Consider the following 22,633-nt stretch of genomic DNA (forward strand, 5'->3'; position numbering starts at 1 on the left):
AGGCGCGCGCGAGCAGAGCTCGCGCCGGTGCCCGGGTCAGAATGCTCGCGAAGGGCGGTTGGTTCCTGCAAATGAACCACAACGCTGAGCCGTCGGCCCGTATGTGGACCGTGTCACAGTCCGTGGCCCCGCGCGCGATTGGCGCTGCCGAATTGCGCGCCACGCGGGAACCGGAATCGGCGAAGACGCCCATCGATCGGTTGTATTCGCGCCTCCGGAGTCCTATGCGTAGGCGCCATGGATACCCAGATCATCGCTGCCGAAAAACCCCTGATGGCCCAGGCCCGCCCGCGCAAGCCGGCGCCGTTCCTGCCCATGAGCCGCACCGAGATGGACGCGCTCGGCTGGGATGCCTGCGACATCGTGCTGGTGACCGGGGACGCCTATGTCGACCATCCAAGCTTCGGCATGGCGATCATCGGCCGGCTGCTGGAGGCGCAGGGTTTTCGGGTCGGCATCATCGCGCAGCCGGACTGGCACTCGGCCGAGCCGTTCAGGGCGTTAGGCAAGCCAAAGGTGTTCTTCGGCGTCACCGGCGGCAACATGGATTCCATGGTCAACCGCTACACCGCGGACCGCCGCCTGCGCCATGACGACGCCTATACGGCGGGCGGCGAAGGCGGCAAGCGGCCGGACCGCTGCACCATCGTCTACGCCCAGCGCTGCCGCGAGGCGTTCAAGGACGTCCCCGTCGTGCTCGGCGGCATCGAAGCCTCGCTGCGCCGGATCGCACATTACGACTACTGGTCCGACAAGGTGCGCCGCTCGGTGCTGGCCGATGCCAAGGCGGACCTGCTGCTCTACGGCAATGCCGAGCGCGCCGTCGTCGAGGTGGCGAACCGTCTTGCCGCCGGCGAAGCGCCGCGCGAGCTCGACGACATCAGGGGCGTCGCGCTGTTTCGCCGCGTGCCCGAAGATTACAGCGAGCTGCACGCCGACGATCTCGATTCCGCCGATGAGGGCGCAACGCGCCAGAAGGGCGCCACCGTCATCCGTCTGCCGGCGCTGGAGCAGGTCGAGCAGGACCGCGAGGCTTATGCGCGCGCGTCACGCGTGCTGCACCGGGAGAGCAATCCCGGCAATGCGCGGCCGCTGGTGCAGCGTCATGGCGACCGCGACCTGTGGCTGAACCCGCCGCCGATCCCGCTGACCAGCGACGAGATGGATGCGGTCTACGACCTGCCCTATGCGCGCGCCCCGCATCCGTCCTACGGCGACGCCAAGATCCCGGCGTGGGACATGATCAAATTCTCGGTGACGATCATGCGCGGCTGTTTCGGCGGCTGCACCTTCTGCTCGATCACCGAGCACGAGGGCCGCATCATCCAGAACCGCTCGGAAGGCTCGATCCTGCGCGAGATCGAGAAGATCCGCGACAAGACGCCGGGCTTCACCGGCGTGATCTCCGACATCGGCGGCCCCACCGCCAACATGTACCGGATGGCGTGCAAGGACCCGAAGGTCGAGGCCGCGTGCCGGCGGCCGTCCTGCGTCTTCCCGGAGATCTGCCCGAACCTCAACACCTCGCATGACGATCTGATCCGGCTCTATCGCAAGGTGCGCGAGACCAAGGGCATCAAGAAGGTGATGGTCGCCTCCGGCGTGCGCTACGACCTCGCGGTGGAGAGCCCGGAATATATCAAGGAGCTCGTCACCCATCACGTCGGCGGCTACTTGAAGATCGCCCCCGAGCACACCGAGCGCGGCCCGCTCGACAAGATGATGAAGCCGGGCATCGGCGCCTACAACCAGTTCAAGCGGATGTTCGATGCCGCCGCCGAGCAGGCCGGCAAGAAATATTACCTGATCCCGTACTTCATCGCGGCGCATCCGGGCACGACCGACGAGGACATGATGAACCTCGCGCTGTGGCTCAAGAAGAACCGCTACCGCGCCGACCAGGTGCAGACCTTCCTGCCCTCGCCGATGGCAACCGCAACCGCGATGTACCACACCGGCGTCAATCCGCTGCGCGGCGTGCGCCACGGCGGCAGCGACAAGGTCGAGGCGATCAAGGGCCTGCGCCAGCGCCGCCTGCACAAGGCCTTCCTGCGCTATCACGACCCCGACAACTGGCCGGTGCTGCGCGAGGCGCTGAAGGCGATGGGCCGCGCCGACCTGATCGGCTCGCGTCCCGACCAGCTCGTGCCTGCGCACCAGCCGCCCGGCACCGGCAAGGCCGCCGGCACAAGGCGCCCCGTGCGCCCCGGCGGCAAGACGCAGCGGTTCACGACCAAGGGCCTGCGGGTGATGAAGTAGGCAAGAGCCGGATAAGATCCGGTTCGGCCTGCGGCTGTCGCGCCCCAAAACAAAAATGTCGAAAACAACCCCATGCACAGTAGACGGCATGAGCGGGATCAATAGCTTACGCGCTTTGCGCCGACGTTGACCCGTCGGGCAAGACAGGAGCAGGATGGCATGATCGCGGCGTGTGGGATCGGCGAGCCCCCGGCGCTACTCAGTATCGATATCCTCAAGCTTCACACCGCGTCCCGCGCGCAGGCTATTCCGTGCCTGTTCGAGCCGCCGCCAAGCGCCGGAACGACTGTCGCGAATGAACCCTTGCTGCGACCAAGATCCACCCAGAGATATTCGAGCTTGGCTGTCCAGTTTCCGCTGATCACGCCCTGAGCGCCCGCGTCAACCGCATAACCGACGCGAAGGTCGGCGTTGGAGAATGCGGCGGCTGCGGCACCGATGGTCTCCGTGGTCTTCGCATCGCCCTTGAATCAATACTTGGCGACCACCGGTCCGGGCGTGAACTGGTAATTGAAGCCAGCCCGCAGGACATGATCGTGGAACTTGACTGCAGTCTCGTTGGCAGTCCCACCGAAATAGGTCGCCGACCCCAGATCGAGATAGAGGTATTCGAGTTTGGCCGACCAGTTGCGGTTGAATTTCTTTTCGATGCCGGCGCCTGCGGTCCAGCCCCAGCGCGTCTGGCTCTCAGAGACCGCCGCACCGACAACCGTCACCGGCGCTCCGACAGGCGCGTTGGCGCCATCGAACAGTTGCGCGGTCAGCGTCGCCTGAGTTCCGAACTTGACCTCTCCGACCGCCAGACCCCCGGTCGCATAGAGCAGCAGGCTGGGATCGGCCAAAAGTCCAGCGCGACCGCGGAAGGTTGCAAACCACGGAAAATCAGTGCTGCTGTTGGCAGTGCCGGCAATGGCAGCGAAACCGATCCTTACCGCCGCCAGCGTGTCAATCGAACGGCCGCGCTCGCCGGTTCCTTGAATATCGGCCTCGACACCCAGGACCCATTTCGGATCGACCTGCCAGTTGTAGCCGATCTGACCGCCGCCAAGCCCCCCATCAACGTTCTGTCCGATGCTCACAGCAAGTGGGGTGGTCGCCAGGACCGTGGCGTTGGAGCGGCCCCAACTATAGCCGCCGTTGAACCCCGCATAAAACCCCGTCCAATTAAAACCGGGATCGACCATCGGCGGCGCCTTGACGTAGGGCCTCGGCGCCAGGTCAGCAGCCATCGCGCCCGTTGCAAGCAGCGACACCGCCGCTGCCACTCCAATCACAATCCGGTTCATCGAAAACCCCTCAGCACGAATTCCTGAAAGCCGTTAGTCTGGTGCCGCCTCACCACTGATACCGTGCGATGCCCTTGCCGGCGTAGCTGCGGGTGACGTTCGAGAATTCACCTTCGAAGGTGCCGGACAGCGAGATACCGTTCAGCCATTTCAGCTCGGCAGCGCCGGTGAGCAGCGCGGCATCGTGCGCGGAGGCCGCGCCGTTCACCACGAAGCTCGCGCCCGGCAGGGTCTGGAAGGTGGCCGAAATCGCGCGATCCGGATTGAAATCGTGCGCCCACGCGGCACGGCCGCGCAGCGTGAGAACGGCCGTCTCCAGCGCATAGGAGCGATCGGTGCGCAGGCCGAGCTCGCTGCGCGTAGCGGTGACGTCCCTGCCCGCATAATTCAGCGCGAAGGTGTTGGCGCCGGAGATCGCCTGCTCGCCATAGCCCGGCAGGTACAGGCTCGTGAACTGCGCCGCCGCATACGGCGTGATCCCCATCCACGGCGTGACGTAACGATAACCGCCTTCGACGCGGCCCGACAGCGCGTTGGCATTGAACCGGCCCGCAGATGATCGTTGCCTGCGATGGTCACCGTGCGATCCGTCGTGACGTCCTGCCAGCCATAGGCGAGCGCACCGGCAACATAGGCATTGCCCATGGTGTGGCGGGCATACGCGCCGGCCTGGAACAGGTCGGAGCTTCCGCCGCCGAGCCCGTTGGCCACGCTGAAACTGGTGCCGCCGCCGCCGAGCGCGAAGCCGACCACCGTGTTCGGCGACAGCTGATAATCGGCGCCCGCGGCCACGCCGGCGATGCGGCTGGTTGCGGTGTTCGAGCCGACCACCGCATTGCCGTCAGTGGTCTGCGAGCCGCCATAGCCGGCCGCCCACACGTTCCAGCGCTGTGCGAACAAACCTCCGCGCGCCTTGTCGATCGCCGCATAGGCGTCGCGACCCGCGCTCGCGCGCGTGGCCGCGCCGTCCTCGGCATAGCGCGAAACGCCGCCCGCCGGCGCGTCCGTGGCGTTCCGGTTGCCGAAGAACGGATCGAGCATCGCGTTGAGGAACTGGCCCATGGCACTGAAGGTGCCTTGCTGCGTGCCGGTGGCGGCTTCGCCGGAGGCCTGCGTCAGTCCGTTGAGGAGGTTCTGGCCGGTCGCGTTGAACAGCTTGTTGAAGCCGGTCGTCATCGAGCCACCCCCGATCAGACCGTTGTCGATCGCCGCGGCGACACTCTTCTGGTTAATGTTGGCGAAGCCGGGCAACGACGGCGACAGCAGGCCGGCATCGAGCGTCAGCAGCACGTTGTTGCCCGAATAGCTCACCCGCGCGTTGCGCGCGTAGGCCGAGTTGGTCATCGAGACAGATCCGAACGTCCCGATCGTGTTCGCCGATGTGAGGATGGTATAGGTCGTGGTCGCCGAGACGCGGCCGGTCAGGTTCACCGCGACTATGCCGGCGAGCTGCGCCGCGCCGAACACCACGGTCTGGCTGGCAGATGCGCCAGAGACCTGGACCATGTAGGTCGCGGCGGAGGTCAGCACCAGATTGCCCTGCACGGTGAGCGTGCCGACCGAGTTGCTGCCCGGCGCCAGCATGCCGTCCGCATTCACCGTGGTGTCGCCGACGGTGCCGATGCCGCCCAGCGTGCCGCCGGTGTTCACAGTGGCGGTGGAGCTCGCGATCGAGCCGTTCACCAACAGCGTGCCGCCGTTCACGGTGGTCGGCCCGGTATAGGTGTTGTTTCCGGTCAGGATCGTGGTGCCCGACAATTGGTTGACGGCGCCGTTGCCGACGATATCAGGCGCGAAAACATAATTCGCCGAGGCATGATTGAAATTGATCGCGCCAGTGCCGGCGCCGAACTGAACCGCGGCTGCCGTCAATGTGCCAGGCGCCGCCGCCGCCGAGCCCGGCGCCGCACCGATGTTGAGATTGCCGATGGAGCCAGCCTGATTGGCGATCACGAGCTGGCCATTGGCGGAAACCGCGCCGCCATTGGCGATCGTGAGCGAGCCTGTGCCTGCGTCACCGATCCGAATAAACGCCTGATTGATCCAGGACGATCCCGCGCCGTCGACGGTGACGCTGCCGTTTGAGCCGCCGTTCTGTCCGATCACCGCGTTGATGTTGACCATGCTGCCGCCATGCGCGACAGCGACCGAGCCGGTGGTATTGTAGCCGACAGAGAGGTTGCTGACTTGCCATGATGAGCCAGCGCCGTCGATCACGGCCGATCCGCCACGCGCGCCGGGACTCACGCTCATCACAGCAGTGTCGGTTGAGACTAGACCGCCGTTGGAGATCGTCAGCGTTCCCTTGCCGGCGCCCCCGAGCGCCATCACACCGGCGGTGATCCAGCTCGACCCGGCGCCGTCGACGAGCACTGAACCGGTCGAGCCGGATGCCGTGCCGACAGACGCGTTGGCGCTAGCGACAGTGCCGCCATTGGTGATGGTGAGTGTACCGGTTCCGGCGTCGCCGACGTGTAAGGTAGCGTTCGAGGTTAGGCCCAGAGCCGAGCCTGCTCCATCGACCAGAACACTGCCTGTTGCGCCGCCATTGGTACCGATAGTGATAGGCCCCGTGCTCGTCACGAGGCCGCCATTCCTGATCGCAACCGAGCCGGTGGTATTGTAGCCGACATCGAGGGTGTTGAGTGCCCATGACGACCCAGCGCCGTCGATCACGGCCGATCCGCCACGCGCGCCGGGACTCACGCCCATCACAGCAGTGCCGGTCGTCACTGTGCCGCCGTTGGAGATCGTCAGCGTTCCCTTGCCGGCGCCCCCGAGCGCCATCGTATTGGTGGTGGTCCAGCTCGATCCGCCGCCGTCGACGAGAATTGAACCGGTCTCGCCGGCCGCCGTGCCGACAGGCGCGTTGGCGTTAACGACGGTGCCGCCATTGGCGATGGTGAGTGTACCGTTTCCGGACTGGCCGACAGATAAGGTAGCGGTCGAGTTCAGGCTCAGGGCCGAGCCTGCCCCATCGACCAGAACACTGCCTGTTGCGCCGGCATTGGCACCGATATTGATAGCCCCTGTGCTCGTCACGAGGCCGCCATGGGTGATCGTCAGCGCCGGTGCCGGAGTGGCCGACAGTAAGTCCGGAGCTGATGTCCCAGTTCGAGCCGGCGCCGTCGACGGAGACCGTGCCGGTGCTGTTTGCAAAAAATCCGAGATAGCCGAAGCCGCTGGTGGTGAGGCCGCCGCCGTTCGTGATCGCGAGATTGCCGTTGCCGGAGTTGCCGATGACAAGCTGCTGGGTGGCCGCCGCTCCGCCATTGATGACGGCCGTATTCGGCGTCGTCGTGTCGATGGTCGTGCTAATGTCGGCCGCGCTCGGCACTGACGGCGGACTCCCGCTCCAGTTTCCCGCGATGAACCAGTTGCTCGACGCGGTGCCGAGCCATTGCGGCGTGCCGGCATGGGCCGAGGGCGCCAACGCGATGGCGGTCAGCGCAGTGGAGGCGACCAGCAGTGCCATCAGCGAGGCCGCGCGTGACGCAAAGCCGCTCCGCGCAAGAGCCCGGTCCATACCTGCCTTGGGGGTGAATGAAAGACGTGGGCCCTTCGGCATGCATGACCTCGTGCGAAACCAATATCAATCCCGGTGCGGACACCGGTCAGGCGATCAGTCCCGGTCACATTGCGGGACTGAATCGCGCTGAAACTGCGTCTGGCATCAGTGAGGTATGCGGTGTTTTCTGTCTTGGAACGCAGCGCCAATCGCTTCACCTTCAGCGCGCTGCGGCCGCGTCGGCGGCTGCCTGGTGCAGAACGGCCACGGGCGGTAGCGCCCACAAGATGGGACTTTACCGCAACTGCTGACTGAACCTGTGCGCATCGCTCGCCGCCCGATAGCAGCGCGGTCGAAACGTCGAGACACCGGTTTCACCACGATTGGACTCCAGCGCCAGTCGTGTAGATTGACGCGATATCCGCTGATCCCGGCCTTTCACTTCGGCAGTCTCCGAATATGGTCGCTGTCGCAAGCGAAGGAGTCATGATGCAACAAGCGGGCGTGCCGAATTTCTTTGTCAGCCGTTACACCGGCCCGCCGCGTGGGCGCGATTACGAGAGATGGCGCGAGGAATTGTGCCGGTGCAATTTCCGGGTCGACATCCAGCCGGGCGCCGGCGACAGCATCGACTGCAAAATGCAAGGCAGCTTGCTGGGTGGCATCATGATGGCTGTCGCCAGCGGATCATCGGCTGAAATCTCGCGCACGCACGAAACCCTGAAGGACGGTTACGACGGCCTGTCCCTCGTCATCGCCACGTCCGGCCGCATACTTCTGCGGCACGAGGAACAGTCGATGGAGCTGTCGGAATCGCAAATGGCTCTCGGGGACATGAGCGTGCTCTGCGGTACGCGCATGAGCAACGATTGCGAGGCCAAGGCCATACGTATCCCGCGATCCCTGCTCCTGACGATCTGCCCCAGGGCCGAGGACCGGCTGTGGCTGGTTCTTGGCAGTCAAGCTCCCATCAGAGATGCGATCGCACGCTACCACGCACTTGCTGCCAATATCGGCCCGCATACGGACGTGGTCGGCCAGCACCTGATGGCACAACACATGGTCGATCTCGTCGGGCTGCTGCTGGGGACGGATACCGACCGCACTGAACTCGCGAACAACAGAGGGCACTCTGCGGCACGGCTCGACCTGATGCGCGCCGACGTCATGGCCAATCTGGGCCGAGGCGATCTGACGATCTATTCGGTCGCCCGGAATGCCGGCCTCAGCCCGCGCAACGCCCAACGCATTTTCGAACAGACCGGAACCACGTTCACCGAATTCCTGCTTGAACAGCGCCTGCTGCTGGTGCGCAAGCTGCTGCTCGATCCGCTCAACCGATGGCGCAAGGTCAGCGACCTCGCTCATTCGGCGGGATCCCCGACGTATCCTATTTCAACCGCGTGTTTCGGCGACGCTTCGGCATAACACCGTCCGACATGCGCGGGGCTTGAGATGCCGCCGCAGCCAAAATGCTCGACTGCGACAACTGCTCCAACCGGAGCCGACCGTCTGCACTGCAGACTGAATCTGTCTACGTGGCTTCGCCACGATTGGACTCCAGCGTCAATCGTTTAGATTACAACGATAACCGCCGGTCCCGGCCTTTCGCTTGCGCAGTCTCCGAATATGGTGGGTTGTCGCAAACGAAGGAGTCATGATGCAACAAGCGGGCGCGCCAAATTTCTTCGTCAACCGTTACTCGGGTCCGCCGCGAGGGCGGGACTACGAGAGATGGCGCGAGGAATTGTACCGGTGCACGCTCCGGGTCGACGTCCAGCCCGGCGCCGGCGACAGCATCGACTGCAAATTGCAGGTCAGCCTGCTGGGTGGCATCCTGTTAGGTGCCTCCAACGGAACGTCGGCTCAATTCTCGCGCACCCCCGACACACTGAAGGATGGCTACGACGGCATGTGCCTTGTCATCGCCACGTCCGGCCGCGTGCTCATATCGCACGAGGAACATTCGATCGAACTGTCGGAATCGCAGATGTGTCTCGGGGACATGAGCGTGCTCTGCGGCACGCGCATGAGCAGCGACAGCGAGGTCAAGACCATCCGCATCCCGCGATCCCTGCTCCTGACGATCTGCCCCAGGGCGGAGGACCGGCTGGCGCTGGCTCTCGGCGATCAAGCGCCCATGCGAGAAGCGATCACACGCTATCACGCACTTGCCGCCAGCCTTGGCCCGCACACGGACGCGGTCGGCCAGCACCTGATGGCGCAGCACATGGTCGATCTCATCGGACTGCTGCTGGGGACCGATGCCGACCGCAACGAGCTCGCGAACTTGAGGGGGTATTCCGCCGCACGGGTCGACCTGATGCGCGCCGACATCATCGCCAATCTGAGCCGAGGCGATCTGACGATCTATTCGGTCGCCCGGAATGCCGGCCTCAGCCCGCGCAACGCCCAACGGATGTTCGAACGGACGGGAACCACGTTCACCGAATTCCTGCTTGAACAGCGCCTGCTGCTGGTGCGCGGGCAGTTGCTCGATCCCCTCAACCGATGGCGCAAGGTCAGCGACCTCGCCCATTCGGCCGGATTCCCCGACGTGTCCTATTTCAACCGCATGTTTCGACGGCGCTTCGGCGTGACACCGTCCGACATGCGCGGCGCTTGAGATGCCGCCGTTGGGGTCCGGTCGGAAGATTGGATGTCCTGGATCAGTGACTCCGCAACAACGGGTTCGCAGCACCGGTATCGGACACCATCCTGAAATCCGGAAAGCGGGTCAGGAGTGCCTCTTTCAAAAAGCGGAAATGCTTGATGTTCTGCGACAACCGCTCCAACCGGAGCCTGCCGTTTGCGATTTCCGTGTCGAGCAGATCTTGGTGATAGGTGTCGAGCGAATCGCGGCTCAGGTACTCGTCGAAATCGTTGCCACTCGTCACCGCGGCGCGCGCCAGGACATCGTCAATTCGCGAATTGACCCCCGACCGTTCGGCTTCTGCCATAACGAGCGCGTCGTCGATCGAGCGGACGATCGAGGCCACGCACAGAAACTCCGTCTCGACGTCGCACACCATCAACCGCACCACCTGCTTGAAGCGAATCCCGTCCAACCTTCTGACGAGGCGCATGAGAACGTCCCGTATGTTAACAATCATTGCGTCACACCGTTGCCGTGGTCCAGTTAAGCAGCATCGCGATACGATATCGGCCAGGCGATCCGCCGGGGCTCAATCGTTCCGAAGCTGACAATTCCTACCGGGCTGAGGCCTTCATTGTCTTGGAATTGAACGGCAAACGTTCAGCCGGCCACGTCAGGCAATCACGTTGGTAAATGGACGATGCCGATGACATCAAGATTCATCAGGCTATAGCGTCACCGATCCACCGGCACGCCCGGCCCGAGATGATACCGACTTGAAAAGAACACCAGCGGCGTGGTGTCGCTGTAATCGCAGCTCGAGACTTCGGCGATGATCAGCGTGTGGTCGCTGACGTCGACATGGCGTGTGACCTCGCAGGCGAAATAGGCCATGCATCCCTGAAGGCGCGGCAGGCCGTCGACGATGTCGTAATCCGGCACCGCGCCGGTGTTCGGCTGGCTCGCGAAATGCCGCGACAGGTCCCGGCCGTGCTCGGGGAGGACGTTGACGCAGTAGCGTCCGGTCGCCGTGATCGCGCGGTGCATCCGGCCGGGCATGACCGAGACCAGCACGGTCGGCGGCGACAGGCTGACGGTGACGAAGCTGTTCGCGGTCATGCCGCAGACGCGGCCGTGCTCGTCCAATGCGGTCAACACCGCGACGCCGGTCGCAAAGCGCGACGCGGCTTCGCGGAATGATGCGGGATTGACGCGCGGCATCTCACTCCTCGCCCGCATCGATCCTCACGCAATCGCCCTGACCGGCTCTGATGGTGCCGACATGCGTTCGATCCAGGACTGGATGCGCTGCGGCGTGGCGATGCGATCCCACTGCCGGTCCGGATAGTTGAAGTTCTCTGTGAACTCGTTGGCCAGCGCGGGATTCTGGCTCATCGCGCCGATCAGCATGCCCAGCGCTTCCGTGGGCGGCTGGAGCATCACGTTGGTCCAGCGCGAGGCCGCCAGCACGCGATCCTGCCGCTTCAAATCGATCTTCTCGCAGAGGCGCGCGTCTAGTGCGGCGGCGTTGACGATCTCCTCGCCGAGCACGAACGCCGCATAGGAGGCGACATTGGCGCCCTGCCCCATCATGGGATCGACGATCGCATGAACGTCGCCGAGCGCGATCGCGCATTTGCCGTCGTCGAACTCGACCACCGTGTTGCGCACCGTCGGGACCACGCCGCCTTGCAGCAGGTCCTGCGGCTGCGCGAGATCGAAGCGCGCGGTGTCGATGCGATCGTAGGTGATCGGGTGATGCTTCTCCAGCTTGCCCAAGAGCACCTTCAGGAAGTGCTTCGGGTTGTCGTCGTAGCTGAGCGTTGCCAGCTCCTCCATGTCGCCGCCCGGCACGTTCTCCATCAGCAGCGCGTTGGCGATGCCGCCGAAGGTGATGGTCGGGATCACGATCATCTCGCCATGTCCCGGTGACACCGAGAGCGTGACGTTCATGGGATCGGGCTGCCGCACACCGGCGTAGAGCCCGACGCACAGCCGGCGCTGCGGCTGCGAATAGGGCGTGTGCTCCGGCCTGTAAGCAAAGAGCTGGCCCAGCGGCCCCTTGCCGGTCGAGACGACCAGGAGATCGAAGCGCGCGACCAGCGGACGGATGTCGCGCTCCTCGATGCGGCGGTATTCGATCCTGCCGCCGCGCTTCATGAAGTCCTGCATCAGCTCGGGGAGATATAGCCGGTAGTCGACGGCGCGGCTCGGCTTCGAGAAATCACCGCGAAAGCTCAGCGGCTGCGGAAAATTGAAGACATGATCGTGATAGTAATAATGGTCCTTCTGATCGGCCCAGTGATTGACGCCGAGATAGTCCTCGCGGGCGATCGTCACGTGGTGGTGCGCGACGGTATTGAGCAGCCGGATGTTGCGATACTCCTCCGGCGGCCGGTCGGTGATTACGGTGGCGTCCACGCCATGCTTCTGCAGGTAAAGCGCGAGATGCAGGCCGGCGATTCCGGCGCCGACAATTCCGATGTTGCGTGCCATGTCGTCCCCTCCCCTGTTTCCTTGCCCTGTGATTGCTTGTTTTGAGGAAGCCTAGCGGCCCGCCGCCTTGCCCACTACGGAATAAATGGGATATAATTTATTCCAGATTGGAATGAATTATGGACCGGATCGATTGCCTGCGCGCGTTCGTGCGCACCCTCGAGGGCGGCAGCTTCTCGGCCGCGGCCAAGGAACTCGGCATCGGCCAGCCCGCCATCAGCAAGCGCATCGCGATGCTCGAGAGCGAATTCGGCACGCAGCTGTTTTCGCGCACGACGCGCACGCTGAAGCCGACGGCCGAGGCACACCGGATCTACGATCTCGCGCGGCAGATCCTCGACAGCTTCGACATGGCGCGGTCGAGCGTCGAACAGGCGGCGCCGCGCCCGACCGGCACGCTCCGGATCGGCCTGCCGTCGTCGTTCGGACGGCGCTACATGATGCCCGTGATCGCCGAATATGTGCGGAATTATCCGGAAGTTCGGGTCGACATTCGCTTTAGCGAGCGGTTCGTCAATCTGGTGGAAGAAGGTATCGAGCTTGCGCTGAGGATCGGAAACCTGGAGGCGAGCACGCTCGTCGCCCGCCGGCTCGGCATCGTGCAGCGCTACCTGGTTGCGACACCGACCTATCTGCACGGCCGCCCGCTGCCGCGGACGCCGGACGATCTCGGCTCGCATCAGTGCATCGTCTATTCGCGCATGTCGCCGGCGCAGCAATGGGCCTTCGAATCCGAACACGGCCGTCACGTCGCATCGATCAACGGGCCCATTCACGTCGACGATGCCGATGCGATGCAGGAGGCGACGATGCATCATCTCGGCATCGCCATCCTGCCCGAGTGGAATGCGGCGGAGGGTCTTCGCAGCGGCGAGCTCGAGCATGTGCTGCCGGACTACAGCATCGCCGCGCTGCCTCTGCATGCGGTCTATCCGGAGACACAGTGGATGTCGCTCCGCGCGCGAAGCTTCCTGGATCTCCTGGTCGAACGCGCCGAGCATTTCGTGCCAGCCCCCGTCGCATACCCGCACCGCCGGCGCAGACGGTTGACGCCGCCCCTGCCCGCCCATCGTCATGCCAGCTAACAAGGGCAGCCTTTGACCCAAAGCGGCGCGTCAAGAAGTCTGGACACGGCTCATTTCATAGTTCGCCAGCTATAGCACTCCGATGCGGCTGATGTTTTCGCACGTGCGGGAGCATCACCGACGTTAACCCTGTCGGCAAATGATTCGTCGCAAGTCGGCAGCCGTCGACAAGTTGCCTCATTGGCGCGGAGAATTTTCAGCGGCACGAATCTGGGTCAGAGGCGCATTATGCTGAGAATGGCGTTGTTGGGCCTCCTCATCCTGTTGAGTGTAGGAATGCTGTCGGCAATGGAGCTGAGAGCGCCACCGCGTCGCGCGGCCGCGATCGTGCAGCCGCTTGCCGAGCAAGACGCCGGCACTTCTACTTCACACGACGCCCTGGCGAAGGCTGACCGCCTTGACGTTGCCGCCGTGAGCAGCGCGATGCCGACACAGACTGCTTCGGTGGAAGACCGCGTTGCTCCGCCAGAAGACGCCCATATCGGCTCGTCCGAGCCGGAGCCGATCGTCCGTCATCGGCATAATCCGAAAAAGATCGCGACCGCTGAACGTCCCAAGCCGAAGGCACCCGTTGTCAAGCGAACTGCCAACTTCCAACGCTCAAAGGCCGCAAGCAATGCGGAGCCCTGTCGGCTCAAGGCGTTTGGTGGCTTGCGCAAGGCATTGAATTTGACCGGTTGCGACATCTGAGGACGCTTCTCGGCGTGGCCGATTGAAGTTGAGCGATCTGAGTTCGTGGCCTGCTGTCGGGCAGCAGTCCAAACCGCACCTAATCTGCTTTCCCCCAAAAGAGGGCTTACGGGTGCACACCCCGTTTTGCCATCTTTCCTCCGATCGACGTCTCGCAAACTCTTCCGATCATCCATATGTTGCCCGCATGAAAAAGATCGGATTTCTGTCCTTCGGACACTGGACGCCCTCGCCGCAGTCGCAGACCCGCTCGGCGGCGGACACGCTGCTGCAATCGATCGAGCTTGCGGTCGCGGCCGAACAGCTCGGCGCGGACGGCGCCTATTTCCGCGTGCATCACTTCGCGCGCCAGCTCGCCTCGCCCTTTCCACTTCTGGCCGCGGTCGGCGCCAGGACCAGCAAGATCGAGATCGGCACCGCTGTGATCGACATGCGCTACGAGAACCCGCTCTACATGGTGGAGGACGCCGGCTCCGCTGACCTGATCGCCGGCGGGCGGCTCCAGCTTGGCATCAGCCGCGGCTCGCCGGAGCAGGTGATCGACGGCTGGCGCTATTTCGGCTATCGGCCGGCCGACGGCCAGAGCGATGCCGACATGGGCCGCCGCCACGCGGAGGTCTTTTTGGACCTGTTGCGCGGCGAAGGTTTTGCCGAACCCAATCCGCAGCCGATGTTTCCGAACCCGCCGGGGCTGCTGCGCCTCGAGCCGCATGCGCAGGGCCTGCGCGAGCGGATCTGGTGGGGCGCCGGGTCGAACGCCACGGCGGTTTGGGCGGCGAAGCTCGGCATGAACTTGCAGAGCTCGACGCTGAAGAACGACGAGACAGGCGAAGCTTTTCACGTGCAACAAGCCGCCCAGATCCGTAGCTTTCGCGCCGCATGGAAAGAAGCCGGCCACACCCGCGAGCCGCGCGTGTCCGTCAGCCGCAGCATCTTCGCGCTTATGAACGATCGCGACCGCGCCTATTTCGGCGGAGAGCGCGGCGGCGAAGACCAGATCGGCTTCATCGACCCGCAGACGCGGGCGATCTTCGGCCGGAGTTATGCGGCAGAGCCGGATGCGCTGATCGAGCAGCTTCGGCAGGACGAGGCGATTGCGGAGGCGGATACGTTGCTGTTGACGATCCCGAACCAGCTCGGCGTGGCCTACTGCGCGCATGCGATCGAGGCGATCTTGACGCACGTTGCGCCTGCGCTCGGCTGGCGCTGAGAGATCTGGCGAAAGCCTTGCATCACATGTCGGCCAATTCGCCACCGTTGATCTGTTGACCCAAGGCGTCAAGGGCGTGTCGGCCCATCATTGATAGGCAACCGCCACCAGGCGTTGGAACTTCGTCGCATCGCTCGCAGACCGGCACCGGACGCCATGACACGCGACCTGCCAGGACGCTCCTCCGCCGTCTTCTCGCCCCCATTGTCATTCAGTGAGCTAGGCGGGGCGGCGCTATGGTGGGCATAGTTCCCAAAGGTTCCGTGTGATCGTCCGACATCATCTACAACGCGACTCTGATCATTCCCTTTCGCGCCGCGCGCTCCTGCGCGGGCTTGTCTCGGCAGGCAGTATTCTCGCGCTGGGCGGATGCGCAGGCTTGGGCGCGACCGGCGCGCGCTACGACGCGTCGTCCCTTTCCGCTGATCCCACGCTGCTCGTCGCCACCACACGAAAGCCCGTGAAGGGCGGCCGCACGAAACCCTGGTTCGGGCCGGAGCGCGCGACCGCAATGACGGTCGCGCGGGCAAGGCTGGTGGCGCCAGACGAGAGCCGACTTTCCCTCGCCTCGGTCGGACTGGGCGATTGGCGCCTTGATCAGGTCGAACCGGTGCAAGCCGAAATTGGCGATCTCCTTGCACAGGGCGGCGCGGGAGGAGACGTGCTGATCTATGTGCACGGCTTCAAGCAGACATTCGAGACGGCCGCACTCGACGCCGCCCATCTCTCCGATGGGATCAAGTTCCGCGGCCGGACCATGGTGTTCTCCTGGCCCTCCAAGGCAGGATTGTTCGACTATGCCTATGACCGGGACAGTGCGATGTGGTCCCGCGACGGTTTCGAACGCGTGCTCTCGTCCCTCGTGTCGACGTCAGGCGGCGGCCGCGTGCACATCGTCGCGCACAGCATGGGGACCATGCTGACGCTCGAGAGCCTGCGTCAGCTCTATGCGCGATACGGCGACACTGTTACGAGCAGGATCGGGACGGTCGTGTTTGCCGCACCCGACATCGACATGGACGTGTTCACGTCGGCGGTCCACCGCATCGGCCCGCTTGCCGGCAAGATCACCGTGATCGCCGCGACGAACGATCGCGCTCTGGCTCTGTCGGGACAAATCGCGGGTGGAATGACCAGGGTCGGCGCCGCCGAGAAGGCTGTCATCCAGCGGCTCGGCGTGCGCGTGGTCGATGCTTCCCAGGAAGGCTGGAGCATCATCAATCACGATCTGTTTCTATCGAGCGCGGAAGTGCAGCGGGAGATCCGCCGTTCGATCGACAGTACGGCCACGTAAGAGCGTGCACTTGCGGCGCATTAGGGGCCGCCTGCGCCGCCTTCTTCGCCGGCTTCATGTCGCGGCCGTGCTGTCGCTGATGATCGGCCGGCGGCCGGTGCAGCCCGTGCTCGCCGCGGCGTGAGCGTGAATTGTCCGGGGGATGCGCAAGTCTTCAGGCGACGGCCGCAACTTTCGGAAAGAGCGGCTGAGCGCATCCCTGTCAACGCCACCCGCGCCTCGCCACCAGATGACCGGGTAGGACCAGTCGTTGGTGTGATCGGCATCGGCCGCAGCGCTCAGCTGATGTTCAGAAGGATCCGCCCCGACTCGCCGCTGCGCATCAAATCCAGCGCGTCGTTGATGTCATCGAGCGCGAACTCGTGGGTCACGATCCCGCGGTAGCTCACCTTGCCGGCATCGCTCAGACGAACCAGACGTGGAATATCGCGCGCGGGCTGGCATTGCCCGCCTTCCGAGCCCTTCAGCACCTTCTCGAAGTGCAGCGGCAGCGTATAGATTTCGGCCTTCTCGCGGGGAACACCGACGAGGATGCAGCGGCCCTTCTTCGCCGTGATCTCGTAGGCGAGCTCGATCAAGTTCTTGACGCCGGTGGTCTCGACGACCTTGTCGGGTCCGTCGGCCCCCGTGATGGACCGAACCTCGGCGGCCACATCCTTCACCGCCTCGGAGTTGATGGTGTGGGTGGCGCCGAACTGCCGGGCCATCTCGAGCTTGTTGTCGAGGCGGTCGATCGCGATGACCGGCCAGGCGCCGACCATCGCGGCAAATTGCACGATGTTCAACCCGACGCCGCCGACGCCGAACACGACGACGGCTTCGCCGATGGCGATTTGCGCGTCGTTGTTGACGACGCCGAGCGCGGTCGTCACCGCGCAGCCAAGCAGCGGCGCGCTGCTGCGATCGATCGAGGGGGGAACGGGCGTGACGCGATTTTCCGACACCACTGCATATTCGTTGAAGGTGGTGACCCAGCCCGCGTTGAGACGCTTGCCGCGCCAGGAATAGACCGGCGTGTTGGACTGGATGCCCTTACCCGGCCGCCAATGCATAACGACGGTGTCGCCCTGCTTGCAGGAGACGACGCCGGGCCCGGTTTCGACGATGGTTGCCAGCGCTTCGTGCCCCAGAAGGTGCGGCAGGAATTTGTCGACGCCCTTGACGGCGTCGATCTCGTTGATCTGTGCGCCGCAGATGCTCGACGTATGCACGTGCGCAAGCACCTGGCCGTGCTCGAGCGTATCAGGCAGGGTGAACTCGTCGACGATCAGCGGCTTGCCCGATTCGACCAGAATCGCCGCCTTGGCAGTCTTGATATCGATGAGCAGCGCCCGGTCACTCGAAATAGATGAATTCGTAATCGCCGGTGTAGCCGAGCTTTCCGTAGAGCCAGATCCATTCCGAGGTGTGCAGGATGGACTCCGCCGTCAGCGCCCAGCATTCGAGATTGTGCAGCTCGGCAACGGTCCGGTAGCCCTCGACCATGACGTATTTGTTCTTCCCGACCCGCTCGATCTCCTTGAGCGCCGCATCGAGCTCATAGAGCCTGAGATTGTGTAGGGTGCCGAGCGAGATGACGAGGTCGAAACTGTCGTCGCCATAGGGATAGACGTCCTGGGCGCGATAATTGAACAAATACGGCCTCACCTGCTCGTGCGAATTCGCAAGACCGTGTTTGGAGATATCGAAGCCGACCACCTTCAAGCCCGGCAGGATCTTTTGCATCTCGTACAGCAGGAAGCCCTTGCCGCAGCCGACGTCGAGCACGCTGGAGCCGTCCTTCAGGCCATAGGTCTCGATCAGCGCCTTGGCGACCGGCGCCCAGCGCCCTTCGATGAAGCGGTAGCCGCCATAGCCGAAACGACGATCACCATCCCAGTAATCGGCCTCGTATTCCCGCGCCTTCAGCGAGCAGCCGATCTTGTCGTCGTTCATGCGGCCCATGTAGTCGCGCTTGGTCGCGGTATGCAGTGGCGTCACAATATTCAGTAGTCGTCCCATTGAGCCCTCGGATTCCAACACGCGCTGAGATTGTCTTGACCGGCCTGGGGAGCCCAGCGTCGCGACCTGCGACTCGACCTAGCATTTGTGCCTGAAGGTCGTCATTGTTTCAGATCAATGATCGCGCAGCGACGCCGCCGACAACGTGCCGACGCGCACGACCGACGTCGGCCGGTCAGGGATCGAAGGATTCCTTCATCGATGGGACGAGTTCGGACCACCTGCTTCTGCAGGCCTTCGCGGTGGCGCTGCCCCGATGTCAGGCGGACGCGTCGGCCGGCTCTGACATCGTCACCCGGTTCTTGACGCTGGGACGCTGCTGCATCCGGGCGTACCAGGCGCGAAGAGCCTCGCACTCCGCAGGCACCGGCAGCTTCAGGAGGTCCGCAAAGATCAAGCCGCCGATGACCGCGATGTCGGCCATCGAGAAGGCCTCGCCGGCGACGAATGGCTGCTGTTTCAGAATGCCGTCGAAGTAGTGCATGCCTCTGAAGGCCTTGTCGCGCTGACGCAAGCCCCACTCGGCGTTCTGATAGATCTCGACCTCGGGCCCAAGCCCGGGCGTCGCGTGATGAAAGTACACGCTGATCGCATCGAGCAGCTCCAGCTCGGCGCGCTTGTTCATCATGTGGATCACGCCCTTTTCGCGCGGCGTCCTGCCGGTGAGCATTGGCGCGCCGTCGAGCGCGTCGAGATATTCGGTGATGGCGGTGCATTCGCCGATGAAGGTGCCGTCCTCGAGCTCAAGCACCGGCAGCGTGCCGGAGTAGTTCTTGGCGAGGAACTCGGGTTTCTTGTGCTCGCCCTTGCGCAGGTTGACCGACACGAACGTGACGCGCGGCCGCAGATTCTTCTCGGCGATGGCGATGCGGACGCGGGCCGGATAAGGGCCGGTGGCCCAATCATGAATCTTCATCGCTGAACCTCTTCGCTTTCATCTACCTGCCACTTGGTAGGCGACTATAGCCTTCAAAATCTGGCGGTCAAAGCCTATCTGTCACTTGGTAGATAACGAAGCGGTGAGGTGTCGACATGAGTTCCAGCGCGCGGGAAGCCATCCTGGCGGCCGCCAAACGCACCGCACAGGCGCACGGCTATGGCGGCCTGAACTTCCGCGACCTCGCCGCTGAAGTCGGCATCAAGGCCGCCAGCATCCACTATCATTTCCCGAGCAAGGCCGATCTCGGCGCGGCAGTCGCCAGGCGCTACTGGGAGGACACCGCGGCGGCGCTCGAAGCCATGCTGGCCGAAACTCCGGATCCCCTGCGCTGCCTGCACCGCTATCCCGACGTCTTTCGCAAGGCGCTTGAGAACGGCAACCGCATGTGCCTGTGCAGCTTCATGGCTGCCGAGCATGACGACCTGCCGGACGCGGTGAAGCGGGAGGTGCAGGCCTTTACGGATGTGAATGTCGCCTGGCTGAGCCAGGTTCTGTCCGCTGCGGCGCTGGCCGGTTCCGGGGAGAGCGATCGGCGCGCCCGCGCGATCTTCGCCGCCATCGCCGGTGCCCAGCTCCTTGCGCGGAGCCGGTCGGATCTCTCGCTCTACGACGCCTTGATCGACAGCTACCGCGCGGCCGGTCTGCTGCCGGCATAACGGATGGTTCCCGCGGGCCGCCCCCGATCACACCATGAGAGTGGCGGCAACGCACGATTGCGTGCACCATGACGGCCGATTCGAACTCCGTGGGATGCCTGCGGCGCCCGTCATGGTGCCGCGGACGATTTCGGTGTCGGGGAGGACTTTATGCGTAAGCCCGAACGCAAGCTCGGCTAGCGTTGGCCGAAATGCATCATCATGCGGCTTCTCACGATCCCGTTCTGGTCGCGTTATCGATTCTGATCGCGGCCCTCGCCTCCTATACCGCGCTGGACCTGGCGACCCGAATGCGGGCTGCTTCGGGAAGGGCCCGCCGATCCTGGCTGGCAGCCGCGGCGATCGCCATGGGCGGCGGCATCTGGTCGATGCATTTCGTCGGCATGCTGGCCTTCAGCCTGCCTGGGATCGAGATCTCCTACGATTCATTCCTGACTCTGCTCTCGCTGGTCATTCCGATCGTCGTCGCCGCTGCCGCCTTTACCGTTGTCGGACGACGCCCGCAGGCGCTGCTCGCATCCGGCTTCGCGATGGGACTTGGCATCTCCGGCATGCACTATACCGGCATGGCCGCGATGCGGATGGCGGCCCTCATCCAATATGATCCCCGCTGGGTCGTGGCCTCGATCCTGATCGCGATCAGCGCCTCGATCGTGGCGCTCTGGCTCGCCTTTCGCAACACCAACGCGGTCCAGCGGCTGTTCGCGGGCCTGGTGATGGGCCTTGCGATCTCTGGCATGCACTACGCCGCGATGCAAGGCGCCATGTTCGTGCCGACGAGCACCATGGCCCGGCAGGCGGGACATCTCGGCGTCGGTCAGGCGCCGCTCGCGTTCCTGCTCGCCGGCATCACCATCATGATCCTGAGCATCGGAATCGCGGCTGCCGTCTATGACAGGGCGTCGGCGGAGCGCGCCCAACGCGAGGCCGACGCACTGCGGCGCAGCGAAGAACGCTTTCGGCTGCTGGTCGAAGGTATCGTAGACCACGCGATCTTCATGCTCGATCCGGACGGGCGCGTCGGCAACTGGAATCTCGGCGCGCGCCGGCTGATGGGCTATGGCGACGACATCGTCGGGACGAGCTACGCCATTTTTCACACCGAGGAAGATTGCGCGGCCGAGGCGCCCGCGCGTGCGCTCGTTGAAGCCGAGCGGGAGGGCAAGTCCGCCATCGAAGGCTGGCGGGTGCGCAAGGACGGCAGCCGCTTCTGGGCGGAGGCAACGATCGTCGCGATCCGGAACGAAAGCGGCGCAATCGCCGGCTTTGCCAAGATCGTGCGCGACGTCAGCGAACGAAGACGGGCGCAGGAAGCGCTGGATCGCGCGCGCGAAGCACTGATGATGTCGCAGAAGATGGAGACCATCGGCCAGCTCACCGGCGGCGTGGCCCACGACTTCAACAACCTGCTGGCGGCCGTTCTCGGCAGCCTCGAGCTCTTGAAGAAGCGCCTGCCGACCGGCGATCCGAAGGTCCAGCGCCTGGTGGAGAACGCGATGCAAGGCGCGGCGCGCGGCGCCTCCCTGACCCAGCGCATGCTCGCTTTCGCGCGTAAACAGCACCTCAAGCCGGCGGTCGTCGATGTCGGCGAGCTGGTGCGCGGCATGGCGTCATTGCTGAAATTCGAAGCCGGAATTGCTGTCGAGACCCGGTTCCCGATGCATCTGCCGAAGGTGAAGGTCGACGCCAACCAGCTCGAATTGGCGATCCTCAACCTCGCGGTCAACGCGCGTGATGCGATGCCGGACGGCGGCCTGATCACCATCTCCGCGCACGAGGAGCAGGGCGAAGGCGGCCCCTCGAGCAGCGGTTATGTCGTGCTCTCGGTGAGCGACACGGGCTGTGGCATGAGCGAGGAGATTCTCAAGCACGCCCAGGAGCCGTTCTTCACGACCAAGGGCGTCGGCAAAGGCACCGGGCTCGGCCTGTCGATGGTCCACGGACTTGCCGAGCAGTCCGGCGGCAGGCTCGTCCTGAAGAGCCGTCCCGGCGAGGGCACGACGGCCGACATCTGGCTGCCGATCGCCGAGGCGACCGCGGAGCCGGACCCGCGCACCGCGGCTCCGGCCCCCGTGGCCCGGGCCAGCCGGCAGCTTTCCGTGCTCGTCGTCGACGACGACCTCCTGGTGCTCGAGAACACGGCAGCGATGCTGGAGGATCTCGGGCACATCGTGGTCGAGGCGCGCTCGGGCGATGAGGCACTGGCTTTGCTCCGCCGCACGCGCACCGTCGACCTGGTCGTGACCGACTATGCCATGCCCGGCATGACCGGCTTGCAGCTTGCCGGCGCCATCGCTGCGGAGCGCCCGGAAACGGTCATCCTCCTCAGCACGGGATACGCGGACCTCCCCAGCGACGCCCGATCCAGCCTGCCGCGCCTGGCAAAGCCGTTCGACCAGGCCGCACTTGCGAAGGCGATCGAGGCGGCGATGGGCGAGGAAGAGCAAGCCGGATCCGTCGTCGCGTTCCGGCCGAAGAGCGCATGAATGCCTGATGATGAATGGCGCGCCGTCCGGAACAAAACCACGAACTCCTACACAGTTGAAACTCCTTGTGATGTTGCAAGTGCTCACGGCGCAGCGACCCTCGCCGCCGATTTCGGCCTTAAGCAC

At 64.4% G+C, this 22,633-nt stretch carries 18 protein-coding genes and 2 pseudogenes; 10 read left to right on the forward strand and 10 right to left on the reverse strand.

Features of this window, described 5'->3' with window-relative positions:
• Positions 1 to 237 precede the first annotated feature (237 nt).
• On the forward strand, positions 238 to 2,259 hold the full coding sequence (locus XI08_RS37685; protein WP_271578300.1) for a YgiQ family radical SAM protein: 2,022 nt from the start codon (positions 238 to 240) through the stop codon (positions 2,257 to 2,259).
• Between the two features lie 470 nt (positions 2,260 to 2,729).
• Here the strand turns inward: XI08_RS37685 and XI08_RS37690 are convergent, their stop codons facing one another.
• The 4 genes and pseudogenes from XI08_RS37690 to XI08_RS37705 all read right to left on the reverse strand — a co-directional run bounded on the left by XI08_RS37690 (position 2,730) and on the right by XI08_RS37705 (position 7,113).
• On the reverse strand, positions 2,730 to 3,545 hold the full coding sequence (locus tag XI08_RS37690; RefSeq protein ID WP_271578301.1) for an outer membrane protein: 816 nt from the start codon (positions 3,543 to 3,545) through the stop codon (positions 2,730 to 2,732).
• Positions 3,546 to 3,594: 49 nt separating this feature from the next.
• Positions 3,595 to 4,152, reverse strand: coding sequence for an autotransporter outer membrane beta-barrel domain-containing protein (locus XI08_RS37695; RefSeq protein WP_333929139.1), 558 nt, complete (start codon positions 4,150 to 4,152; stop codon positions 3,595 to 3,597).
• A gap of 1,106 nt (positions 4,153 to 5,258) precedes the next feature.
• A pseudogene (locus tag XI08_RS37700) lies at positions 5,259 to 6,530 on the reverse strand (autotransporter outer membrane beta-barrel domain-containing protein); the annotation flags it as partial.
• On the reverse strand, positions 6,421 to 7,113 hold the full coding sequence (locus tag XI08_RS37705) for a hypothetical protein (protein WP_271578302.1): 693 nt from the start codon (positions 7,111 to 7,113) through the stop codon (positions 6,421 to 6,423). The pseudogene XI08_RS37700 and the gene XI08_RS37705, both read right to left, overlap by 110 nt.
• Positions 7,114 to 7,542: 429 nt before the next feature.
• Between XI08_RS37705 and XI08_RS37710 the strand changes: the two are divergent.
• From XI08_RS37710 to XI08_RS37720, 3 genes and pseudogenes are all read left to right on the forward strand, one after another.
• Positions 7,543 to 8,079, forward strand: a pseudogene (locus tag XI08_RS37710) (helix-turn-helix transcriptional regulator); the annotation flags it as partial.
• A 314-nt stretch (positions 8,080 to 8,393) separates the two neighbouring features.
• Complete coding sequence (locus XI08_RS37715) at positions 8,394 to 8,507, forward strand: AraC family transcriptional regulator (RefSeq protein ID WP_271578303.1); 114 nt, start codon at positions 8,394 to 8,396, stop codon at positions 8,505 to 8,507.
• Between the two features lie 203 nt (positions 8,508 to 8,710).
• Positions 8,711 to 9,679, forward strand: a complete 969-nt coding sequence (locus tag XI08_RS37720; protein WP_245284212.1) for an AraC family transcriptional regulator — start codon at positions 8,711 to 8,713, stop codon at positions 9,677 to 9,679.
• A 43-nt stretch (positions 9,680 to 9,722) separates the two neighbouring features.
• Here the strand turns inward: XI08_RS37720 and XI08_RS37725 are convergent, their stop codons facing one another.
• The 3 genes from XI08_RS37725 to styA all read right to left on the reverse strand — a co-directional run bounded on the left by XI08_RS37725 (position 9,723) and on the right by styA (position 12,145).
• The gene (locus XI08_RS37725; RefSeq protein WP_271578304.1) at positions 9,723 to 10,139 is read right to left on the reverse strand and encodes a hypothetical protein; all 417 of its coding nucleotides are present in this window, start codon (positions 10,137 to 10,139) and stop codon (positions 9,723 to 9,725) included.
• A gap of 245 nt (positions 10,140 to 10,384) precedes the next feature.
• Positions 10,385 to 10,870, reverse strand: coding sequence for a styrene monooxygenase NADH-dependent flavin reductase subunit StyB (styB, locus tag XI08_RS37730; RefSeq protein WP_271578305.1), 486 nt, complete (start codon positions 10,868 to 10,870; stop codon positions 10,385 to 10,387).
• 24 nt (positions 10,871 to 10,894) lie between these two features.
• Positions 10,895 to 12,145: a styrene monooxygenase subunit StyA gene (gene styA, locus XI08_RS37735; RefSeq protein WP_271578306.1), complete on the reverse strand. Its 1,251-nt coding sequence runs from the start codon at positions 12,143 to 12,145 to the stop codon at positions 10,895 to 10,897.
• A 119-nt stretch (positions 12,146 to 12,264) separates the two neighbouring features.
• Between styA and XI08_RS37740 the strand changes: the two genes are divergently transcribed.
• The 4 genes from XI08_RS37740 (at position 12,265) to XI08_RS37755 (ending at position 16,424) form a co-directional block, all read left to right on the forward strand.
• Positions 12,265 to 13,230, forward strand: coding sequence for a LysR family transcriptional regulator (locus tag XI08_RS37740; RefSeq protein WP_271578307.1), 966 nt, complete (start codon positions 12,265 to 12,267; stop codon positions 13,228 to 13,230).
• 276 nt (positions 13,231 to 13,506) lie between these two features.
• Entirely contained in the window at positions 13,507 to 13,920 is a 414-nt protein-coding gene (locus XI08_RS37745) for a hypothetical protein (protein ID WP_271578308.1), read from the forward strand.
• Between the two features lie 187 nt (positions 13,921 to 14,107).
• Positions 14,108 to 15,130, forward strand: coding sequence for an LLM class flavin-dependent oxidoreductase (locus XI08_RS37750; protein ID WP_271578309.1), 1,023 nt, complete (start codon positions 14,108 to 14,110; stop codon positions 15,128 to 15,130).
• Between the two features lie 265 nt (positions 15,131 to 15,395).
• Complete coding sequence (locus XI08_RS37755) at positions 15,396 to 16,424, forward strand: alpha/beta hydrolase (RefSeq protein WP_271578310.1); 1,029 nt, start codon at positions 15,396 to 15,398, stop codon at positions 16,422 to 16,424.
• A gap of 278 nt (positions 16,425 to 16,702) precedes the next feature.
• On the opposite strand, the gene XI08_RS37760 is transcribed toward XI08_RS37755, so the two are convergent.
• The 3 genes from XI08_RS37760 to XI08_RS37770 all read right to left on the reverse strand — a co-directional run bounded on the left by XI08_RS37760 (position 16,703) and on the right by XI08_RS37770 (position 19,341).
• Positions 16,703 to 17,785 carry a zinc-binding dehydrogenase gene (locus tag XI08_RS37760; protein WP_333929141.1) on the reverse strand — a complete coding sequence of 361 codons (1,083 nt, stop codon included), beginning with the start codon at positions 17,783 to 17,785 and terminating at the stop codon, positions 16,703 to 16,705.
• A complete protein-coding gene (locus XI08_RS37765; RefSeq protein WP_271578311.1) occupies positions 17,760 to 18,446 on the reverse strand; it encodes a class I SAM-dependent methyltransferase in 687 nt (228 codons plus the stop codon). Before XI08_RS37765 ends, XI08_RS37760 begins: the two co-directional genes overlap by 26 nt.
• 238 nt (positions 18,447 to 18,684) lie before the next feature.
• A complete protein-coding gene (locus XI08_RS37770; protein ID WP_271578312.1) occupies positions 18,685 to 19,341 on the reverse strand; it encodes a glutathione S-transferase in 657 nt (218 codons plus the stop codon).
• A gap of 116 nt (positions 19,342 to 19,457) precedes the next feature.
• Here XI08_RS37770 and XI08_RS37775 point away from each other — a divergent pair, with 116 nt between their 5' ends.
• Together XI08_RS37775 and XI08_RS37780 are read left to right on the forward strand one after the other, a co-directional pair.
• Positions 19,458 to 20,021: a TetR/AcrR family transcriptional regulator gene (locus tag XI08_RS37775; RefSeq protein WP_271578313.1), complete on the forward strand. Its 564-nt coding sequence runs from the start codon at positions 19,458 to 19,460 to the stop codon at positions 20,019 to 20,021.
• A 191-nt stretch (positions 20,022 to 20,212) separates the two neighbouring features.
• On the forward strand, positions 20,213 to 22,507 hold the full coding sequence (locus tag XI08_RS37780; protein ID WP_271578314.1) for an MHYT domain-containing protein: 2,295 nt from the start codon (positions 20,213 to 20,215) through the stop codon (positions 22,505 to 22,507).
• Positions 22,508 to 22,633: the final 126 nt, after the last annotated feature.

Origin of the sequence: Bradyrhizobium sp. CCBAU 11361 (genome assembly GCF_028128935.1) — a bacterium.
GTDB classification, from domain to species: Bacteria; Pseudomonadota; Alphaproteobacteria; order Rhizobiales; family Xanthobacteraceae; genus Bradyrhizobium; species Bradyrhizobium niftali.